The following is a 20,918-nucleotide window of genomic DNA, read 5'->3' as shown; positions in this document are numbered from 1 at the left end:
ATCGTGAAGGCTGAGCTGTGATGGGGAAGCTCCTTATGGAGCGAAGTCTTTGATTCCCCGCTGCCAAGAAAAGCTTCTAGCGAGATAAAAGGTGCCTGTACCGCAAACCGACACAGGTAGGCGAGGAGAGAATCCTAAGGTGTGCGAGAGAACTCTGGTTAAGGAACTCGGCAAAATGACCCCGTAACTTCGGGAGAAGGGGTGCTTTCTTAACGGAAAGCCGCAGTGAATAGGCCCAAGCGACTGTTTAGCAAAAACACAGCTCTCTGCGAAGCCGTAAGGCGAAGTATAGGGGGTGACACCTGCCCGGTGCTGGAAGGTTAAGGAGAGGGGTTAGCGTAAGCGAAGCTCTGAACTGAAGCCCCAGTAAACGGCGGCCGTAACTATAACGGTCCTAAGGTAGCGAAATTCCTTGTCGGGTAAGTTCCGACCCGCACGAAAGGTGTAACGATTTGGGCACTGTCTCAACCAGAGACTCGGTGAAATTATAGTACCTGTGAAGATGCAGGTTACCCGCGACAGGACGGAAAGACCCCGTGGAGCTTTACTGTAGCCTGATATTGAATTTTGGTACAGTTTGTACAGGATAGGCGGGAGCCATTGAAACCGGAGCGCTAGCTTCGGTGGAGGCGCTGGTGGGATACCGCCCTGACTGTATTGAAATTCTAACCTACGGGTCTTATCGACCCGGGAGACAGTGTCAGGTGGGCAGTTTGACTGGGGCGGTCGCCTCCTAAAGTGTAACGGAGGCGCCCAAAGGTTCCCTCAGAATGGTTGGAAATCATTCGTAGAGTGCAAAGGCATAAGGGAGCTTGACTGCGAGACCTACAAGTCGAGCAGGGACGAAAGTCGGGCTTAGTGATCCGGTGGTTCCGCATGGAAGGGCCATCGCTCAACGGATAAAAGCTACCCCGGGGATAACAGGCTTATCTCCCCCAAGAGTCCACATCGACGGGGAGGTTTGGCACCTCGATGTCGGCTCATCGCATCCTGGGGCTGTAGTCGGTCCCAAGGGTTGGGCTGTTCGCCCATTAAAGCGGTACGCGAGCTGGGTTCAGAACGTCGTGAGACAGTTCGGTCCCTATCCGTCGTGGGCGTAGGAAATTTGAGAGGAGCTGTCCTTAGTACGAGAGGACCGGGATGGACGCACCGCTGGTGTACCAGTTGTTCTGCCAAGGGCATAGCTGGGTAGCTATGTGCGGAAGGGATAAGTGCTGAAAGCATCTAAGCATGAAGCCCCCCTCAAGATGAGATTTCCCATAGCGTAAGCTAGTAAGATCCCTGAAAGATGATCAGGTTGATAGGTTCGAGGTGGAAGCATGGTGACATGTGGAGCTGACGAATACTAATAGATCGAGGACTTAACCATATAATATGAAGCAATGTTATCTAGTTTTGAAAGAATATAAAAAACTTGTTGACTTTCAAAAGTAAATGAGTTACAATAATTCTTGTCTTAAATGAATACAGTCTGGTAATGATGGCAGAGAGGTCACACCCGTTCCCATACCGAACACGGAAGTTAAGCTCTCTAGCGCCGATGGTAGTTGGGACCTTGTCCCTGTGAGAGTAGGACGTTGCCAGGCAAATGGAGGATTAGCTCAGCTGGGAGAGCACCTGCCTTACAAGCAGGGGGTCGGCGGTTCGATCCCGTCATCCTCCACCATTTAGCCGACTTAGCTCAATTGGTAGAGCAACTGACTTGTAATCAGTAGGTTGGGGGTTCAAGTCCTCTAGTCGGCACCAGAAATCATGGCGGTTGTGGCGAAGTGGTTAACGCACCGGATTGTGGCTCCGGCATTCGTGGGTTCGATTCCCATCAGTCGCCCCATTTTTCTTAAATAAATTAATATGCGGGTGTGGCGGAATTGGCAGACGCACCAGACTTAGGATCTGGCGCCTTTGGCGTGGGGGTTCGACTCCCTTCACCCGCACTTTTAATTAAATAACTCATACATGTCTTGCGGAAGTAGTTCAGTGGTAGAATACAACCTTGCCAAGGTTGGGGTCGCGGGTTCGAATCCCGTCTTCCGCTCCAATTTTCAATATGACATGCCGGGGTGGCGGAACAGGCAGACGCACAGGACTTAAAATCCTGCGGTGGGTGACCACCGTGCGGGTTCGACCCCCGCCCTCGGCACCATATGCGCCCGTAGCTCAATTGGATAGAGCGTTTGACTACGGATCAAGAGGTTAGGGGTTCGACTCCTCTCGGGCGCGCTTTTATTAACGGGAAGTGGCTCAGCTTGGTAGAGCACCTGGTTTGGGACCAGGGGGTCGCAGGTTCAAATCCTGTCTTCCCGATATTCCTAAAAAACATGGGGCCTTAGCTCAGCTGGGAGAGCGCCTGCCTTGCACGCAGGAGGTCAGCGGTTCGATCCCGCTAGGCTCCATTTATATTAATATCATTTATGGCGGTGTAGCTCAGCTGGCTAGAGCGTACGGTTCATACCCGTGAGGTCGGGGGTTCGATCCCCTCCGCCGCTACCATAAAGGACCTTTAGCTCAGCTGGTTAGAGCAGACGGCTCATAACCGTCCGGTCGTAGGTTCGAGTCCTACAAGGTCCACCATTAGACGTATATATCTCGGAGGTATACCCAAGTTCGGCTGAAGGGATCGGTCTTGAAAACCGACAGGCGGCGAGAGTCGCGCGGGGGTTCGAATCCCTCTACCTCCTCCATTTTTTCTAAAGTAAATATTTTATCATCGCGGGGTGGAGCAGCACGGTAGCTCGTCGGGCTCATAACCCGAAGGTCGCAGGTTCAAATCCTGTCCCCGCAACCAAATGGTCCCGTGGTGTAGTGGTTAACATGCCTGCCTGTCACGCAGGAGATCGCCGGTTCGACCCCGGTCGGGACCGCCATTTTACATAAAGGCTCGGTAGCTCAGTCGGTAGAGCAGAGGACTGAAAATCCTCGTGTCGGCGGTTCGATTCCGTCCCGAGCCACCATTTTGAAGTCGCAAGCCGACTTAGCTCAATTGGTAGAGCAACTGACTTGTAATCAGTAGGTTGGGGGTTCAAGTCCTCTAGTCGGCACCACTTTCAAAATGAGCCATTAGCTCAGTTGGTAGAGCATCTGACTTTTAATCAGAGGGTCGAAGGTTCGAGTCCTTCATGGCTCACCATTTACAATTTAATGCGGGTGTAGTTTAGTGGTAAAACAAGAGCCTTCCAAGCTCTGGTCGAGAGTTCGATTCTCTTCACCCGCTTTTCAATTATGGGCCTATAGCTCAGCTGGTTAGAGCGCACGCCTGATAAGCGTGAGGTCGATGGTTCGAGTCCATTTAGGCCCACCATAATTGTTCCGCAGTAGCTCAGTGGTAGAGCTATCGGCTGTTAACCGATCGGTCGTAGGTTCGAGTCCTACCTGCGGAGCCATATTTATAGAGAAGTACCCAAGTGGCTCAAGGGGCTCCCCTGCTAAGGGAGTAGATCGCGAACGCGGTGCGAGGGTTCGAATCCCTTCTTCTCTGCCAGAACTGGCCCGTTGGTCAAGTGGTTAAGACACCGCCCTTTCACGGCGGTAACACGGGTTCGAATCCCGTACGGGTCATACTAAAAGAGATAGCATAATCTGCTATCTCTTTTTTGTTGTTTATAAATATAGAAAAAGCTATGCCAGATTATAAATAATAAATTAAAAAAGTTATATTAATTTAAATAGGATTACCTTTTCTTATACAGAAGAAGAGGTAATCCTATTTTTGAATATGTTTTAACTCTCTGCTGAATGCCCATCCGGTTTCATAACAGCATGACTATATGCGGTAAAGAGTTTTGTATCCTAAAAGTGCAATAGTTAAGGCAAGACCTCCTGCTATAATAGCCAAACTAAACCCTGCACGAGCTCCAAATGTATCAATAACTAAACCAGCTACTGCTGATCCTAGAGAGACTCCAATACCAAGTCCTGTAATTGCCCAAGTCATTCCTTCGGTTATTTTTGATTCAGGTACGATTTTTTCCACTAGTCCCATAGTAATAATCATAGTAGGAGCGACAGATAGCCCTGCAAAGAAAACAATAACTATTAGCCAAGCGATAGTGTTTACGAAAACTAGTGGCAGCATTGTTATCATGGATAGTGTGACTGCTATTAAAAATTGATTATAGGGTGGAGTACGGAGTTTAAGGGTACCGAAAATAAGACCTGCCAGGCATGAACCGATTGCATAGACGGAAAGCACAAAGCTAGCAGCTACTGCGTTTCCTTGATGCTCAGCAAAAGCTACACTAACTACATCTATTGTGCCAAATATAGTACCTATAGCGATGAGTGTAAATACTAGTACTCGTAATGAACCAATTTTAAATACTGTTCCTTTATCTGTAATGTCGTGGGGATGTACGGGCGGTTCTGTACTTTTTTGAATGGTAAACAGGCATACTCCGATTGTAAGAAAAACAGATGATAAAAGTGGCCCTGCTTCTGGGAAGAACATAACACTTAAACTGACGGATAACACAGGACCAATTATGAAGCAAATTTCGTCGACGACCGATTCAAATGAGAATGCTGTATGCAATTTATGGGATCCACGGTATAGTTTAGTCCACCGTGCACGTACCATGGCCGACATGTTTGGCATACAACCTGCACATAAGGCAGATAGAAATAACGTCCAATAAGGCGCTTCATATTTTGTACATAGGAGTAAGAGAATCGTAAAGAAAACACTGATACCTGTAGTCGGAAGAAGGATGCGAGATTGCCCTAAATGATCGGCCATACGAGAGATATGAGGAGCTAGTAAAGCTGATGATAATGTAAAGGTGGCTGCAACGGCTCCAGCAAGCCAATAGTCACCACGTAATTGAGATAACATTGTAACAATACCAATGCCCATCATTGATATGGGCATACGAGCTATAAATCCTGCTAATGAGAATCCTTTTGTACCAGGAGCACTGAAAATCTCACGATAGGAATTAAACATAATAATCACCAAAGTATTTGACGTTTACATATACATTCTTCATTCTTTTAACTCCTCCTCTGTTTCATTAATACTTCTATAAAAAGGGGGCAGTGAGTCAATGTAGGATATGAGTAAGAAGTTATATTATCTTGTGAGATAGAAAACATTGACATACGGTGCGTATGTCAATTGAAATGTTTTATCTCTGGATAGAGGGCTGACGTTCAAAGGATTTCTTCTTTTACATAGAGAACGATACTATAATGGGATTCATTTTGAATAAAGGGAATAAATAGATGTAGGAGGAAAAGATGGTTAGAAAAACAAGAGCAGAAATGATTATTGAAACACGTGCTAAATTGCTGAGTGCAGCAAGAGAGGCTTTTGGAACAATTGGATATGTAAACACATCTATGGATGATTTTACAGCATCTGTCGGTTTAACCCGTGGTGCAATTTATCATCATTTTGGTGATAAAAAAGGATTGTTAGAAGCGGTTGTAAAAGAAATTGACATGGAAATGGATAATAAATTAGGGAAAGTATCGGATGAGGCGGAAGGGGAATGGGAAGGATTTGTTGGGCGCTGTCGTGCTTATTTAACGATGGCACTTAATCCAGAAATTCAGCGAATCGTACTTCGTGATGCACCAGCAGTATTAGGAACTAGTTATTATCAATCATCACAGTCACAATGTTTAGTGACGATGGCGGAGATGCTTCAGCAACTAATGAATAATTGTATTATTGAAAAGACGGACTGTGAAGCTTTAGCAAGGTTCATAAATGGTGGACTAGTGGATCTCGCTTGTTGGATCGCAAATTCTGAAGATGCAGAGGCACAGTTGTCTAAAGCTTTGCATAGCCTATCACTTATATTGAATGGTTTATTATTAGAAAAGAATGCATGATTTTAGCTAATATTTTTTTATTAATATACGGTAATGGTTAAAAGGGAGGTGATAATGTGATTACATTTTTTGTGAATATTAGGATTTTGATTATAGAAAGTAAATTTAGTTGCAGGGAAGAATCAAATCACATTATTTTTATTCACAATCTAAAGAAAACGCCTCCATTGAGATTGATTTCATACTTGATTTAATAACTTTACACTCTATGTGAAAAAGTTCACAAATAGGTCATAATTTGTGAACTTTTTCACAATAATACGTGCTACAATATGAATGTAAAGAAGTTAAACAACATTAAATTAGTATTTTAATTAATTACTTAAACAATCATAAAAAATATATGTGAACAATAGAGAGGGGAAATTACCATGAAAAAAGGTATCAATCGTGTAGTATTAGTAGGAACAGGAGCTGTAGGTTGTAGTTACGCTTACTCAATGATCAACCAAGGTGTAGCTGAAGAATTCGTATTAGTAGATGTTAATGAAGCAAAAGCAGAAGGGGAAGCAATGGACTTAAGCCATGCGGTACCATTCTCTCCATCACCAACAAAAGTTTGGAGCGGTAGCTATGCAGATTGTAAAGATGCAGATTTAGTTGTTATCACTGCTGGGTTACCACAAAAGCCAGGTGAAACTCGTTTAGACTTAGTTGAGAAAAATACAAAGATCTTTAAACAAATCGTTCGTGGCATTATGGATAGCGGATTCGATGGAATCTTCTTAATCGCAACTAACCCAGTTGATATTTTAACTTACGTAACTTGGAAAGAATCTGGTTTACCGAAAGAGCGCGTAATCGGTTCTGGTACTACTTTAGACTCTGCTCGTTTCCGTTACATGTTAGGTGACTACTTAGATGTAGATCCACGCAACGTTCATGCTTACATCGTTGGTGAACACGGTGATACTGAACTTCCAGTATGGAGCCACGCTACTATCGGTGTACAAAAACTAGAAACAATCTTAGCTAACAATGAACAGTACAAACAAGAAGACTTAGATAAAATCTTCGAAAATGTACGTGATGCAGCTTACCATATCATCGAGCGTAAAGGTGCAACTTACTACGGAATCGGTATGTCACTACTTCGTGTAACTAAAGCAATCTTAAACAACGAGAACAGCGTATTAACTGTATCTGCATACCTTGAAGGCCAATACGGTGAGAAAGATGCTTACGTAGGTGTTCCAGCTGTAATTAACCGCGAAGGTGTACGTGAAATCGTAGAGCTTGAGTTAAATGAAGAAGAAAAAGCGAAGTTCGCTCATTCTGTAAAAGTATTAAAAGAAACAATGGCACCAGTACTATAATAATTGCTAAATCATTCAGGGGCGGGACACTGCTTCCTACCTCTAAATTCATATAATTTAATATAAATTCCTTTTCCGGTTTCCCTTGTATATCCCCAATATACCCCTTTTGCTGGATCAGGGTCGTTTATAGAAAAAAGCACTCTACTTTAAGTAGAGTGCTCTTTATTATCCCGCATTAACGGGCAGTAAGATCCCCACCTCAAAATGCAGCGAAAGCAAAGAAGTTAGTTTGGTGATCAACTGCCCGTAAAAGCCCGATTGGTTCAACTAATAATCAGTGGGGGATGAACACCCCACACTGATTAAAGTTTCACTTTATCATTTTTTAGGCGTTAATCCTAATTTCTTTAAAATATCTGCCAGTGTACCGCTTTTGGATTTTTCTACAGGTGTTTGTGATTTAGATGCATCTGGACCTTTTTTCAAGAAGTTCTTTTCGACGAAGCGAATATCTTTTTCATCGACAATCCCATCTTTATTAAGGTCTCCGTCTTTTACAGTTAGTCCTTTTTTACCATAGTTGCTAGCGATAATTTCAGCATCTCTAATATCGATTACTTTATCAGCATTTACATCGCCGGCAAGGTTTTCGTCAGGTCTTGCATAATAATATTGGCCAAGCAGCTTACCGTCTTTTTCAGTACCAAGTTTCGTTGTTAGGCGGCTTGTTAAATGTCCTGGCACCTCTACATATAAGTTATAGTCGCGTTTATTAACTGGAAGTCCATTTAGTTTGAAGTATCCGTATTTATCTAGTGAGCCTTCAAACTTATGACGATAAGAATCAGTCGCATATACTTTTACGCCAAGCTTTGTATAATCGAACTTTTCATCTAAATATCCACGTTCATTTAAGAATGCACCAGGCTTAATATTTCCTTCTACTAGTGAGTTTAAGGACATTACTGAGAATGATTGATCTTGAAGGACACGCATTCTATTTGGCTCTGTTTCTCCTGGTTTCCAGTATACAAACACTGGTAACTCTAATTGAGCATTTGCTTCATAAAACTCATCGTTTTCTACTTTGAACGTTACATCAATGAACGGGAAATCACCATCTAGTCCAGCGAAGTTTTTGTCATCGATAGCACCGCCAACTGTAACAGAGCCTGCTTCTAGCTTCGGTTCATTTACTTTTGCTGTTACCCTTTTTTCAGAAAGGAGTTTTTCAAAAGCAGGATTCAATTTCGCATTTGCAAATTTGAAGTTCTTTTCTAGGAATTTTACGTTAAATTCCCCAGCAACAAATTGTTTCACATGTTTGGCGTTTAGCGTCACAGTGAATTCATCACCTTTATATACTTCTTTTTTATCATAGCTAGTTTTCGCATATTGAGCTCCTTGCGGGATAAACCAATAGTTATTTACACCGCTTGGATAGTCAGCTCCTGCAGTTGCATAATCGAAAATATATACCCCTGTGTTCATTGGACCTTCCACTTTAAAGGATTCAGGAGTAATGCCAACTTTAAAGTCACCGTTTGCATTAATAGGTAAAAACTTATGCAAGTATGGAGAATAGTCATAATACATCACTCCGTTTGCTTCTTGCGTAATGTTTAATCCTTTTCCTTTTAAGTAGTCAACATTCGAATCATACACATTTCCTTTAATCCATAATGCCTTTTTACCGTCTTCTACTGTATAGTTTTCTTCATTTAATTCATAAATACCAGGTTTTAATCCAGTTAATTTTACTTCTGGCGGTGTATTATCAATTACGACATAATCACCTTTCACACGTGCTTTACCATCTTTATCATAGCCAACAAATTCAATTGTGTAATCGCCTTCTGGTAAGTCGATTTTCTCATCACCAATTGGTTTTGCAGGATCATTTGTGAAAGGATATACTCTGCCGTTAAAGAATGAATCTAAGTAGTAATACACATCCGTTTTTAGTCCGCTTGTGTTTAATGTTCCAATGAAGCCAAGCGCTTTATTTGTTTTTGAATCCTTCACGATAAGATCTAACGTCTCAAGGTCGCTATTTAATTGGAATGCTCCGTGTAAATACGATTCACGATATGGATTGAATTTAGATGTATCAGTTGAAATGGCTTTTCTTGATAAAAAAGCATTTTCAATACCAGGCTCTGATACACGAATAGAGAATGGTATTTGATACGTTTCTTCTTTATTTTTCGTATTTGTAATATGAATATATCCTTCATATCGGCCTTGCTTCACGCCAGCTGGAATATTAATTTTTGCTTCAACCTCATCTGATTTTCCAGCATCAACAGTAATTGTTTCTGCAATAGAAACTTTTACACCATTTGCGGTAGCGTCGTTAATGGAAGGAGAAGCTGGTGTATAAGAAATTTCTGTTTTAAATTCTTTCTTCTCTTGTTTATTATGATTAGCTACTTTTATATTTCGTTTTTGTTCAAGAGCTTCACCTTCTTTTTGATAGAACTTCCCGAATGCAATGGATCCGGTTTCTTCTGGTACTTCAATTACTTCATCATTTACAACTGTTTTTGTTGTATCTAGCACTTTAAAACTTGTTTCCGTATGAACGGAGTTGTATGCATCTACTCGTCCAGCTCCAACTTCATATACGGAATACTTTTCTTTTAAATCATCAGCTGTGTTCATAAGAGACGCCTTTACATCGAATGGAGAGTATTCTGGGTGTTCTTGTAAAATAAGAGCAGCAACGCCCGCGATATGAGGAGAAGCCATAGATGTTCCTTGCATACGCTCATAGGAAACGTCATAGTTTTCGCCCTCTTGTGGGTCATTAATATATTCAGGTACTGTTGAAAGTACAGCAACACCAGGCGCTGTAATATCTGGTTTAATATCATCATTTGATGTAACAGGACCGCGTGAGCTAAAGTCTGCAAGATGATCGCCTTCTGTTTGAATATAACTAAGTTCGTCAAAAGTAAAGGATGTATTACCTTGTTCGATTTGAGCTTTTAGTTTTTCACCGTCTTCTTTCGTTAGGCGGAATGCTGGAATGTATTTTGTGCTTTCGCCAACGTAGAAAGGAATTTCTCCGTCCACATTGTTATAAATAATAACGGCCTTTGCGCCAGCTTGTTTTGCGTTAGCAATTTTTTCATCAAATGACAGTGTACCACGTGCAATGAGAGCGATTTTTCCTTTTACATCTTTTTTACTAAACTCGTCAGGCGTACCAATTCCTACAGATTCAATAGATAGAGATTGTCCTTTGAAATCCTCTATTTTATCAGTGAAATTTTTGCCGAATAAAATTAAGTTAGGAAATTGTAATTGTCCCGCATGACCTGATAGTTTTGGCAAGGAAATAGAGCTATCACTTGCTCCAACCGTAATAGCAAATGGAGAAGCACCTGGTGATCCGAGTGTTGATGGATTTGGTCCAGAGTTACCAGCAGCAACGACTGTAACAACGCCTGAAAGCATTGCATTATTAACAGCGATAGATGTTGGATCGAGTGGATTGTTGCTATCGTCACCTAACGATAAGTTAATAACATTCATACCGTCAGAAATAGATTTATCGATTGCAGCAATAATACCAGAACTATCTCCGCTTCCGTATGGACCGAGTACACGATAGTTATACAGTTCAATGCCAGGTGCAACGCCTTTTACTGCGGAATCTGATGTATTTTTCTTTTGAGCAGAAACGATACCTGCTACGTGAGTACCGTGGGCGGTGTAGAAGGAAGAACCACGGCTATCAAATTCAGGAGCACCAGATTGTTGCCATTCTGAATAAGTAGTTTCCATTGGATCTGCATCGTTATTAATAAAGTCCCAACCCTTTACTGAGTTTGGGTCTACTTTGCTAGAGTCCTCACCAGGTTTTGCGCGATAGCCTTTATATACGTCTTTTAAGTCAGGGTGATTGTAATCAATACCCGTATCTAATACACCAACTTTAATTCCTTTTCCGGTAATGCCTTCACTATGTAACTTATCGACCCCAATTTGTGGAATACTATCGGTTAGTTTTTGAGGTGCTTTTTGCTCTGCTTGTTTTGGTAAATTTAATTTCACTTCGTAATCTTTCCAAATGCGTTTTACAACGCCAATTCGTAACAATTCTTCCACTGTATTTGCCGGTAACGTCAGCGCAACACCATTTATCGCATGCTTATAAGAACGTTTAATTTGTACAGACTGGAAGTTTCCAGATTTTACTGATGGGCTGAATTGATAAAGACGTTTTAGTCCTTTTTCGAATTCTTCATGTTCTTGATCAATACGTGCTTTTATATTTTCAGGAGCAGACTGTAATCCTTTTTCTTTTTGTTTTAATTCATTAATTTTTACTGGCGCAGTTTGAAATTCTACAATGATATTTACTGGTTCAGAACTACTTGTATTAATATCTGGCGAAATCGTAAAGCCAGGATTGGCATCTAACGTTTGTAATGCCTGACGCTGTTCTTTAGAAAGTTTTGATAGTAAAGACTGGGCGTTTGAAGAGTCAATTTGGTTAATAGGATTTTCAGCAAGTACATTGAACGGAAGGGCAGTTGAAAACAGAAAGCCAGCCGTTACAATTCCGGTAACAAAACGATTTTTCTTTTTCATGTATAAGCCTCCGATAATTTATATTTTAAAAATTATTTCTCCACGCCTGGTGTTTGCTCAGCATGGAATGTCCAGTTTAGCTGCAGGGAATCACCTTGAAATTTATTTTGATCTTGGTTGTTATCTTCAAATGAGAAGAGGACGTGTAAGTAATCTGTTTCACCAGATTTAATACCATCTATTAAGTTATGACGTTCTAGAGACGTAGCGACATTTTCAGGTTTCATAGTTTTTAATTGTGATAGTTTTGTTTCCCACAAAATCTCATGATCATCGTTTGGATTAGATGGCTGTCCATCATTTACTAGAAACTTGACGATAATGTGATCACCTAAATCTTCACCGTCATTATTTTGCTTTGCATCTGTAACTTCATATGATGTTTCAAGTGCTACTTTTGCGATATCCAATGTACCTTTATTTTCAAGCTTGAAGTTCCTTTCAATAAAATCACCTGGTTTTAAATCTTTCACATTAACGATTACACTTGGATTAATAGAAAGATCTAGTGTTCCAGCTTGAAATGAGTTACTTGATGTTTCTGAATCACTGAAATAGGCGAATACACCGCCGAATGTAAGGGATAAGCCAAGTGAAGCGGTGATAACTCCCATTCCTACTTTTTGTTTTAATGACATAAGAAAGCCTCCTAGTTAAATTTGTATAGCAACCGTTCGCAACAAGGATAAACGAGTAAACATAGTAGTCCGCTATGAATTGTGGTTACGAAAGATCGATGTTCTTCATTGAGAACAAGTATATGCTTATAAATTTCGCATTTCAATAAAATTGTGACAAAAAATATTGAGAAACATTTTTTTATGACAGATTATTTTGTTTTGATTTTAAGTGAAAAATAGCATGAAAAATAGGATAAACATAATAAAATAAAGGTTGAGAAAAAATAATTGGTAAAAATATAGAAGAATAATAAAGCGTTTTCAATGAATATTCGTCAAAATTCGATATTTTACACGGAAATGTGAAGGAAAACTAACATTTTTAAGAAAAAAACGAATGTTTTTTATAAATTAACAAGGATATTGCAGTTTTTCGCAGAAATAGTTAAAGTATAAAAAATTCTGTCATCTAAGTGAGGTGAGCATATTGAGTGTAATAAATTGTGAAGAAGTGAAACGAGATGAGTTTCATACAGAAAAGTACTATGAAAGTTATAATATCTTTGGCGCACATGTTGTGACGGAAGATGAGATTCAAGGAGTACGATTTACAGTGTGGGCTCCTCATGCGAAAGCAATGAGTGTTGTTGGAGATTTTAATGAGTGGGATTATGAGCAACATAAAATGCTACAAGTGACAGAAGAAGGCATTTGGTCCTTGTTTATACCGCATATTGAAGAAGGAGAAATATATAAATATGCGATTGAAACGTTGGCTGGTGACGTCATTTTAAAGGCAGATCCGTATGCTGTATATGCAGAAGTAAGACCGAATACGGCATCTGTAGTTTTTGATATAAAGGGATATGAATGGAATGATAAAAACTGGATTCGTAAGAAAAAGAAAAAATCGATTTATAAAGAAGCGATGACAGTTTATGAATTACATTTTGGTTCTTGGAAAAAGAAAGAAGATGGAACGCTGTACTCTTACAGGGAAATGGCAGAAGAACTCATTTCGTATGTGGTGGAACATCAATTTACACATATTGAAATTATGCCGCTTGTTGAGCATCCATATGATCGTTCTTGGGGATATCAAGGAACGGGATATTATGCAGCGACGAGTAGATTTGGTACACCGCATGATTTAATGTATTTTGTCGACGAATGTCATAAATATGGAATCGGTGTCATTTTAGATTGGGTGCCGGGGCATTTTTGTAAAGATGCTCACGGTTTATATTTGTTTGATGGTACACCGACCTATGAATATAAAGATAAAGATGTACAAGAAAATCCAGTATGGGGAACTGTCAATTTTGATTTAGGAAAGAGAGAGGTACGTAATTTCTTAATTTCAAATGCGTTATTTTGGATGAGATATTTCCATATTGATGGTTTCAGAGTTGATGCAGTTGCGAACATGTTGTACTGGAATAAAGAAGGACAAGAGCAAAGTAATGAGCATGCTGTTTCATTTTTAAGAGAGTTAAATGAAGCAGTGTTTGCAGAGGATGAAGATTTTCTTATGACGGCAGAAGATTCAACAGCTTGGCCACTTGTAACAACTCCAACGTATGAAGGTGGGCTTGGATTCAATTACAAATGGAATATGGGCTGGATGAATGACGTGCTGAAATATATGGAGTGTGCGCCTGAATATAGGAAACACATTCATGAGAAAATGACGTTTTCTTTGCTATATGCGTACTCTGAAAACTTCATATTACCGCTTTCTCATGATGAAGTCGTTCATGGGAAAAAATCGTTATTAAATAAAATGCCAGGTGATTACTGGGATAAGTTTGCTCAGCTTCGTTTATTATATGGATATTTCTTTACTCACCCAGGAAAGAAATTACTTTTCATGGGAGGGGAATTCGGACAGTTTGATGAGTGGAAAGACCTTGAAGATTTAGATTGGAATTTACATGATTTTGAAATGCATCGTTATATGCATGATTACTTTAAAGAGCTCATAGCATTGTATAAGCGCTCAAAACCACTTTGGCAGCTTGATCATTCGCCTGAAGGTTTTCAGTGGATTGATGCTAATAATAACGAGCAAAGTATTTTCTCGTTTATCCGTCAAGGGGATAAACAAGAGGATGCGTTAGTTATCGTATGTAATTTTACGAAAGCTACATATGAAAACTATAAAGTAGGTGTACCAGATTTCGAGTATTATAACGAGATTTTAAACAGTGATGCACAGCAATATGGCGGTTCGGGGCAAGTGAATAAGAAACGTCTTAAGACGTTTCTAGAACCGTACCATAATCAAGCAGCACATGTAGAGATTACAATTCCACCATTTGGCGTATCCATATTACGACCAGTGAAGACGAGAAAGGGGAGCAAAAAACAAGATGGCTCAAAAACAAAAGTGCGTAGCAATGTTACTAGCAGGGGGAAAAGGTAGTCGTTTAAGTGCATTAACAAAAAATTTAGCCAAGCCAGCTGTTCCATTTGGTGGTAAATATCGCATTATTGATTTTACGCTAAGTAACTGTGCGAATTCTGGTATTGAAACGGTTGGGATTTTAACGCAATATCAACCACTCGAACTTCATAATTATATCGGAATCGGAAATGCGTGGGATTTAGACCGAGTAAACGGTGGAGTCACAGTATTACCTCCTTATGCGGAGTCTTCAGGGGTTAAGTGGTATACAGGTACGGCAAGTGCCATTTATCAAAACTTAAACTATTTAAGTCAATATGAACCAGAGTATGTTCTTATTTTATCAGGCGACCATATTTATAAAATGGATTACAGTAAGATGCTAGATTACCATATTGAGAAAGAATCGGATGTATCCATTTCTGTTATTGAAGTACCTTGGGATGAAGCGAGTCGCTTTGGCATTATGAATACGAATGAAGAGATGGAGATTGTTGAGTTTGAAGAGAAACCACAATTTCCAAGAAGTAATCTTGCATCAATGGGAATCTATATTTTTAATTGGTCAATTTTGAAAGAGTATTTAGAGATGGATGCAAGAAACCCTGAATCTAGTAACGATTTCGGAAAAGACGTACTTCCGCTTTTATTGGATGAAGGGAAGAAGTTAATGGCGTATCCGTTTGAAGGATATTGGAAAGATGTTGGAACGGTGAAGAGCTTATGGGAAGCGAATATGGATTTGCTTCGCGATGAAACATCACTGAATTTAAACGATCGTAATTGGCGTATTTACTCTGTCAATCCAAACGAACCGCCTCAATATATTGCTGAAAAGGCGAAAGTAGAAGAATCGCTTATTAACGAAGGGTGCGTCATTGAAGGGGACGTGAAGCATTCTGTTTTATTCCAAGGAGTGACGGTGGAAGAAGGAAGTATGGTGATTGATTCTGTCGTTATGCCAGGGGCTAAGATTGGTAAAAATGTTGTGATTGAAAGAGCGATTGTTGGATCAGAAATGGTTATTGAAGATGGAACAGTCATTCGTCCAGAAAAGAATGTTGACGATGTAGTATTAATTGCTGAAGGGAAATAGAAAAGGGGGATGAAATGAATGGGAGAAAAAATGTTAGGAATTATTAATGCAACGGGAAGTTTTCCTTCCTTAAAGAAAGTAACAGGGCATCGTTCACTAGCGGCGTTACCGTTTGGGGGCCGTTATCGACTCATTGATTTCATGCTTTCAAATATGGTGAATTCTAGTATTCATAGTGTGGCAGTTTTTACAAGCCATAAAAATCGTTCGTTAATGGACCATGTTGGTTCAGGAAAACAGTGGGATTTAGATAGAAAACGAGACGGACTATTTTTATTCCCGCCAAACTGCCAATGTGACCAAGATGAATTTGGGTCTTTTGCACACTTTAGAAGACATATTGATTATTTTCTAAGAAGCAGAGAAGAGTACGTTGTTATTACGAATAGCCATCTCGTAACAGCATTAAATTTTCAAGCGGTGTTAGAGCGACATATACATACGGCAGCTGATATTACAGAAGTTTGCCATGAAGGGGTTTCGCTTCAAACATACGTGTTAAAGAAACAATTATTGTTAGACTTATTTGAGTCATATAAAGGTGTGGAACAATACAGTTTATTTGATGTAGTGAGAGAAAAGCGCGGGAAATCATTACACATTGCTACATATGAACATACTGGATATGTAGCAATTATTGACTCGATTGAAAGTTACTATAAACATAGCTTAGAAATTTTGCAACCTGCTATTTGGAAGCAATTATTTAAGAAAGAAGCACCGATCTTTACGAAAGTAAAAGATGAGCCACCAACTCGTTATTTAAAGGGTGCAGTCGTGAAAAATACAATGATTGCAAATGGCAGTATTATTGAAGGGGAAGTCGAAAACAGTGTTGTTTCCCGTTCAGTTAAAATTGGAAAAGGTTCAAGTATTCGTAACAGTATTATTATGCAAAAGAGCCAAATTGGAGATAACTGTATAATAGACGGTGTTATTATTGATAAAGACGTGAAAATTGGCGACGGTGTCGTATTAAAAGGAAGCGCCGATGAGCCGTATGTTGTAGAAAAAGGAAGCGTACAAAACAGTACGATTAATAGTTATTCCTAAAGAATCAGTGGGGGCTTTTTCCTCCACTGATTAAAGTTTTAATTTAAATGAAAACTCGAAGGGAGGAAGCTGCAAGAGGAGTAATAAAAACTTTTCGCGCAGTGGGACAACAAGTGAATATTTTATTTGCAGTATCAGAATGTGTACCGTTTGTGAAATCGGGAGGATTAGCTGATGTAGCGGGTGCACTCCCAAAAGAGCTAAAAAAATTAGGAGTGGACGTTCGTATTATACTTCCGAATTATAGTCTTATTCCGCAAAAGTTAAGAGATGGATGTACGTTACATAAAGTAATTAACGTCCCTCTTGGGTGGAGAAATCAATATTGTGGAATTTTAAAAGGTGAGCAAGACGGAATTACGTATTACTTAATAGATAATGAATATTATTTTAAGAGAGATTCTCTGTATGGGCATTACGATGACGGAGAGCGTTTTTCTTATTTCTCAAAAGCAGTGTTAGAGTGTATTCCGCACCTTGATTTTGAAGTGGATGTTCTTCATAGCCATGATTGGCATACGGCTATGGTTAATTTCTTACTTCGTGAAAAGTATCAAGATAACCCGTTATATGAGCGTATTAAAACGGTATATACGATTCATAACTTGCAGTTCCAAGGTGTATTTCCTCCTGAAGTGATGTACGACTTGTTAGAGCTTGGTGATGAATATTTTCATAGTGAGCAGCTAGAGTTTTATGGAAACGTAAACTTTATGAAAGGCGGTATTATTGCTTCGGATCAAATTACAGCGGTGAGCCCGACGTATAAAGAAGAAATTCAATATAAATTTTTCGGTGAGAAGTTAGATGGATTACTGCGAAAATATAATGATAAGCTTAGCGGCATTGTAAATGGTATTGATACGAGCGTATATAATCCAGAAACGGATTCGTATATTAAGGCCCAGTATGATGCAGAGTCATTATATGAAAAGAGTGAAAATAAACGCGCCTTGCAGCGTTATTTTGGTTTGCCAGAAAAAGAGGATACACCAATTATTTCAATGGTAACGAGATTAACGAAGCAAAAAGGTCTTGATTTAGTACGTACTGTATTCCGCGAAATAATGGAAGAAGATGTACAATGTATTATTTTAGGTTCAGGTGATTCGGAATATGAGCAATTCTTTGAGTGGATGGCATATGAGTATCCGGAGAAGGTAAAAGTTTATATCGGATTTAATGAAGAATTAGCTCACCAAGTGTATGCGGGAAGCGATTTGTTTTTAATGCCATCGCTGTTTGAACCGTGTGGACTTGGACAACTTATCGCATTAGCATACGGTACAATTCCAATTGTAAGAGAAACAGGTGGGTTAAACGACACGGTACATTCTTATGATGAAGAAACAGGCGAAGGAAATGGTTTCAGTTTCACGAATTTTAATGCACATGACATGCTACATACGATTCATCGTGCAATTGAATTCTATCACGATAAACCAGTGTGGGAGCAGCTTGTAAAACAAGCGATGAATGAAGATTATAGCTGGGAGCAATCGGCTCTTGCTTATAAGGAATTGTATAAAAGTCTCATGGAATAACATGTAGGTGGTGAAAAAATGTTTACTCATGTTGAAAGTTTTAAATCAACTTTTCTAGAAAAGTTAGAGACGATGTATGGTAAAAGTTTTAAAGATTCTACAACTCGTGATCAATATAATACGCTCGGCCATATGGTACGTGAGTATATGAATAGTCAATGGATTGCAACGAACGAGAGTTATCGATCCGGAGAGCAAAAGCAAATGTATTACTTGTCTATTGAGTTTTTGCTTGGACGTTTGCTTGGAAGTAACATCTTGAATTTAGGTATTCGAGATGTATGCGAGCAGGGGTTATCTGAACTAGGAATTTCGTTACAAGAGTTAGAAGAAGTGGAAGCAGATGCAGGCCTTGGTAATGGTGGGCTTGGACGCTTAGCAGCCTGTTTTCTCGATTCACTCGCATCTTTAAACTTACCAGGACACGGCTGTGGAATTCGTTATAAACATGGTTTGTTTGATCAGAAAATTGTTGATGGTTATCAAGTTGAATTTCCAGAACAGTGGCTTCTTCATGAAAACGTATGGGAAGTAAGAAGGTATGATCAAGCTGTAGAAGTAAGTTATTTCGGCAGTGTTGAACCGCTAGAAATTGACGGACGTTTAGAGTTTAGGCATACAAATGCAGAAGTCATTATGGCCGTGCCATATGATGTGCCGGTAGTTGGCTATGAGACGAGTACTGTAAATACACTTAGACTTTGGAATGCTGAACCAGTTCCTTTCCCGCAAAACTGCAAAGATATTTTGAAATATAAGCGTGAAACAGAGGCTGTATCGGAGTTTTTATATCCAGATGATACGCATGATGAGGGAAAAATACTTCGTTTAAAACAACAGTATTTCCTCGTATCAGCAAGTTTGCAAAATATCGTTCGAATGCATAGAGAAAGATATGGTGACCTTCGTCAACTACATGAAAAAATTGCGATCCACATTAACGATACACATCCGGTTTTAGCAATTCCGGAACTGATGCGTATTTTACTAGACGAAGAAAAGTTAGCATGGGAAGAAGCTTGGCACATAACGACGCAGACGATTTCTTATACGAATCATACGACGTTATCAGAAGCGCTCGAAAAGTGGCCAATTCACATTTTTAAACCGTTATTACCGAGAATTTATATGATTATTGAAGAGATTAATGAACGTTTCTGTCATGAACTGTGGGAACAGTATCCGTATGAGTGGGATCGTATTGAAGCAATGGCGATTATTGCACATGACCTTGTGAAAATGGCTCATTTAGCGATTGTCGGTAGCCATAGCGTAAACGGTGTAGCAAAAATTCATACGGAAATATTAAAGCAGCGGGAAATGCGATTGTTTTATGAATTTTATCCAGATAAGTTTAATAATAAGACGAATGGAATTGCTCATAGGCGCTGGCTTATGAAAGCAAATCCACAGTTAACAAATCTCATTTCAGAGGCGATTGGAACGGAGTGGAAGAAAGAACCGATTAAGCTTCAAGAGCTACAATTAGTTCAATATGATGCGAGTTTCCAAGAGAAATTTGCAGAGGTAAAACAAGAGCGTAAAGAGATTTTAGCAGAGCGTATTCATAATACAATGGGGATTACCATTGATCCAAATTCTATTTTTGATGTGCAAGTGAAAAGATTACATGCTTATAAACGACAATTATTAAATGTTCTTCATATTTTATATTTATATAACCGTTTGAAAGAGGATGCTAGTTTTACATTTTATCCGCGTACTTTTATTTTTGGAGCGAAAGCATCACCTGGCTATTATTACGCGAAAAAAATTATTAAATTAATAAATGAACTCGCAAGAAAAGTAAATAATGACCCGTATGTCAGTCAATATATGAAAGTTATCTTTCTAGAAAACTATCGAGTTTCTTTAGCGGAAGATATATTCCCAGCGGCGGATGTAAGTGAACAAATTTCAACGGCGAGTAAAGAAGCATCGGGAACAGGTAATATGAAATTTATGATGAATGGTGCGATTACACTCGGAACGCTAGACGGTGCTAACGTTGAAATAAAAGACCGGGTCGGTGATGATAACTGTTTTATTTTCGGTTTAACGGCCGAAGAGGTTCTTCATTACTATCAAAATGGTGGCTATCGTGCAAGTGATTATTATCACCACAATAGACACATTAAAAAAGTAGTTGATCAATTAACAAATGGTTTCTTTGCACAATCGGGAGCTGAATTTGAAGCGATTTACGATTCTCTCGTGATTCAAAACGATGAATATTTCGTTCTGCGAGATTTTGGTCCATATGCTGAAAGACAAGAGGCTGTCGGTAGAGCTTATGAGAACCGAACGAAGTGGCTAGAAATGTCGATTTTAAATATTGCACAGTCTGGTCATTTTGCGAGCGATCGAACGATTTTGCAGTACAGTAATGAAATTTGGGGTATTGGTAATGCAGTTAAACAGTTTTAAAGAGGTTGCTATATTGGGAGATATATTATCGATTTACCAACCGAAATGGATATTAATAAATAAAACGGGCTTAATAAA

Annotated in this window: 9 protein-coding genes, 22 tRNA genes, 2 rRNA genes and 1 pseudogene (1 of these 34 cut by a window edge); 31 read left to right on the top strand and 3 right to left on the bottom strand. The window is 39.5% G+C overall.

Annotated elements, in window-relative coordinates; genetic code table 11:
- The 24 genes from DN399_RS24105 to DN399_RS23990 all read left to right on the top strand — a co-directional run.
- A 23S ribosomal RNA gene (locus DN399_RS24105) occupies positions 1–1,369 on the top strand; it begins 1,553 nt to the left of the window's first position.
- A gap of 101 nt (positions 1,370–1,470) precedes the next feature.
- Positions 1,471–1,586 (top strand): 5S ribosomal RNA (rrf, locus tag DN399_RS24100).
- Between the two features lie 4 nt (positions 1,587–1,590).
- Positions 1,591–1,666: transfer RNA gene (locus DN399_RS24095), tRNA-Val, on the top strand.
- 4 nt (positions 1,667–1,670) lie between these two features.
- Positions 1,671–1,746 (top strand) — tRNA-Thr (locus DN399_RS24090).
- Between the two features lie 9 nt (positions 1,747–1,755).
- A tRNA-His gene (locus DN399_RS24085) sits at positions 1,756–1,831 on the top strand.
- Between the two features lie 22 nt (positions 1,832–1,853).
- Positions 1,854–1,934, top strand: a tRNA-Leu gene (locus DN399_RS24080).
- A gap of 29 nt (positions 1,935–1,963) precedes the next feature.
- Positions 1,964–2,038 (top strand) — tRNA-Gly (locus DN399_RS24075).
- A gap of 16 nt (positions 2,039–2,054) precedes the next feature.
- Positions 2,055–2,143 (top strand) — tRNA-Leu (locus tag DN399_RS24070).
- A 3-nt stretch (positions 2,144–2,146) separates the two neighbouring features.
- Positions 2,147–2,220: transfer RNA gene (locus DN399_RS24065), tRNA-Arg, on the top strand.
- A 10-nt stretch (positions 2,221–2,230) separates the two neighbouring features.
- A tRNA-Pro gene (locus DN399_RS24060) sits at positions 2,231–2,304 on the top strand.
- 16 nt (positions 2,305–2,320) lie between these two features.
- A tRNA-Ala gene (locus DN399_RS24055) sits at positions 2,321–2,393 on the top strand.
- A 20-nt stretch (positions 2,394–2,413) separates the two neighbouring features.
- Positions 2,414–2,490 (top strand) — tRNA-Met (locus tag DN399_RS24050).
- Positions 2,491–2,494: 4 nt separating this feature from the next.
- Positions 2,495–2,571, top strand: a tRNA-Ile gene (locus DN399_RS24045).
- A 17-nt stretch (positions 2,572–2,588) separates the two neighbouring features.
- Positions 2,589–2,681 (top strand) — tRNA-Ser (locus DN399_RS24040).
- Positions 2,682–2,708: 27 nt separating this feature from the next.
- Positions 2,709–2,785 (top strand) — tRNA-Met (locus tag DN399_RS24035).
- Between the two features lie 3 nt (positions 2,786–2,788).
- Positions 2,789–2,864, top strand: a tRNA-Asp gene (locus tag DN399_RS24030).
- An 11-nt stretch (positions 2,865–2,875) separates the two neighbouring features.
- A tRNA-Phe gene (locus DN399_RS24025) sits at positions 2,876–2,951 on the top strand.
- Between the two features lie 14 nt (positions 2,952–2,965).
- Positions 2,966–3,041, top strand: a tRNA-Thr gene (locus DN399_RS24020).
- Positions 3,042–3,051: 10 nt separating this feature from the next.
- Positions 3,052–3,127: transfer RNA gene (locus tag DN399_RS24015), tRNA-Lys, on the top strand.
- A 13-nt stretch (positions 3,128–3,140) separates the two neighbouring features.
- Positions 3,141–3,211 (top strand) — tRNA-Gly (locus DN399_RS24010).
- 10 nt (positions 3,212–3,221) lie between these two features.
- A tRNA-Ile gene (locus DN399_RS24005) sits at positions 3,222–3,298 on the top strand.
- Positions 3,299–3,305: 7 nt separating this feature from the next.
- Positions 3,306–3,380, top strand: a tRNA-Asn gene (locus DN399_RS24000).
- 7 nt (positions 3,381–3,387) lie between these two features.
- Positions 3,388–3,478, top strand: a tRNA-Ser gene (locus DN399_RS23995).
- 5 nt (positions 3,479–3,483) lie between these two features.
- Positions 3,484–3,555, top strand: a tRNA-Glu gene (locus tag DN399_RS23990).
- Between the two features lie 162 nt (positions 3,556–3,717).
- On the opposite strand, the pseudogene DN399_RS23985 reads toward DN399_RS23990, so the two are convergent.
- A pseudogene (locus tag DN399_RS23985) lies at positions 3,718–4,939 on the bottom strand (MFS transporter).
- A gap of 293 nt (positions 4,940–5,232) precedes the next feature.
- Between DN399_RS23985 and DN399_RS23980 the strand changes: the two are divergent.
- Together DN399_RS23980 and DN399_RS23975 are read left to right on the top strand one after the other, a co-directional pair.
- Positions 5,233–5,832, top strand: coding sequence for a TetR/AcrR family transcriptional regulator (locus DN399_RS23980; protein WP_149149991.1), 600 nt, complete (start codon positions 5,233–5,235; stop codon positions 5,830–5,832).
- Positions 5,833–6,203: 371 nt separating this feature from the next.
- On the top strand, positions 6,204–7,148 hold the full coding sequence (locus tag DN399_RS23975) for an L-lactate dehydrogenase (RefSeq protein WP_000715339.1): 945 nt from the start codon (positions 6,204–6,206) through the stop codon (positions 7,146–7,148).
- 321 nt (positions 7,149–7,469) lie between these two features.
- On the opposite strand, the gene DN399_RS23965 is transcribed toward DN399_RS23975, so the two are convergent.
- On the bottom strand, positions 7,470–11,693 hold the full coding sequence (locus DN399_RS23965; RefSeq protein WP_149149990.1) for a S8 family serine peptidase: 4,224 nt from the start codon (positions 11,691–11,693) through the stop codon (positions 7,470–7,472).
- Positions 11,694–11,725: 32 nt separating this feature from the next.
- Positions 11,726–12,331, bottom strand: coding sequence for a CalY family protein (locus DN399_RS23960; protein WP_149149989.1), 606 nt, complete (start codon positions 12,329–12,331; stop codon positions 11,726–11,728).
- 469 nt (positions 12,332–12,800) lie between these two features.
- On the opposite strand from DN399_RS23960, the gene glgB reads away from it, so the two are divergent.
- The 5 genes from glgB to glgP all read left to right on the top strand — a co-directional run bounded on the left by glgB (position 12,801) and on the right by glgP (position 20,840).
- Positions 12,801–14,738, top strand: coding sequence for a 1,4-alpha-glucan branching protein GlgB (gene glgB, locus DN399_RS23955; RefSeq protein WP_149149988.1), 1,938 nt, complete (start codon positions 12,801–12,803; stop codon positions 14,736–14,738).
- Entirely contained in the window at positions 14,686–15,816 is a 1,131-nt protein-coding gene (glgC, locus tag DN399_RS23950; RefSeq protein WP_016123516.1) for a glucose-1-phosphate adenylyltransferase, read from the top strand. The genes glgB and glgC overlap by 53 nt, the downstream gene beginning before the upstream one ends.
- An 18-nt stretch (positions 15,817–15,834) precedes the next feature.
- The gene (gene glgD, locus DN399_RS23945) at positions 15,835–16,869 is read left to right on the top strand and encodes a glucose-1-phosphate adenylyltransferase subunit GlgD (protein ID WP_006915634.1); all 1,035 of its coding nucleotides are present in this window, start codon (positions 15,835–15,837) and stop codon (positions 16,867–16,869) included.
- Between the two features lie 113 nt (positions 16,870–16,982).
- Positions 16,983–18,413, top strand: a complete 1,431-nt coding sequence (gene glgA / locus DN399_RS23940; protein ID WP_033691681.1) for a glycogen synthase GlgA — start codon at positions 16,983–16,985, stop codon at positions 18,411–18,413.
- Positions 18,414–18,431: 18 nt separating this feature from the next.
- Positions 18,432–20,840 (top strand): glycogen phosphorylase, encoded by a 2,409-nt coding sequence (gene glgP / locus DN399_RS23935; RefSeq protein WP_000494108.1) that lies wholly within the window; start codon positions 18,432–18,434, stop codon positions 20,838–20,840.
- Positions 20,841–20,918: the final 78 nt, after the last annotated feature.

Origin of the sequence: Bacillus sp. AR4-2, from assembly GCF_008274865.1 — a bacterium.
Lineage (GTDB): Bacteria > Bacillota > Bacilli > Bacillales > Bacillaceae_G > Bacillus_A > Bacillus_A cereus.
The sequence above is the reverse complement of the archived record's forward strand: the minus strand, read 5'-3'. Positions and strand labels throughout refer to the sequence as shown.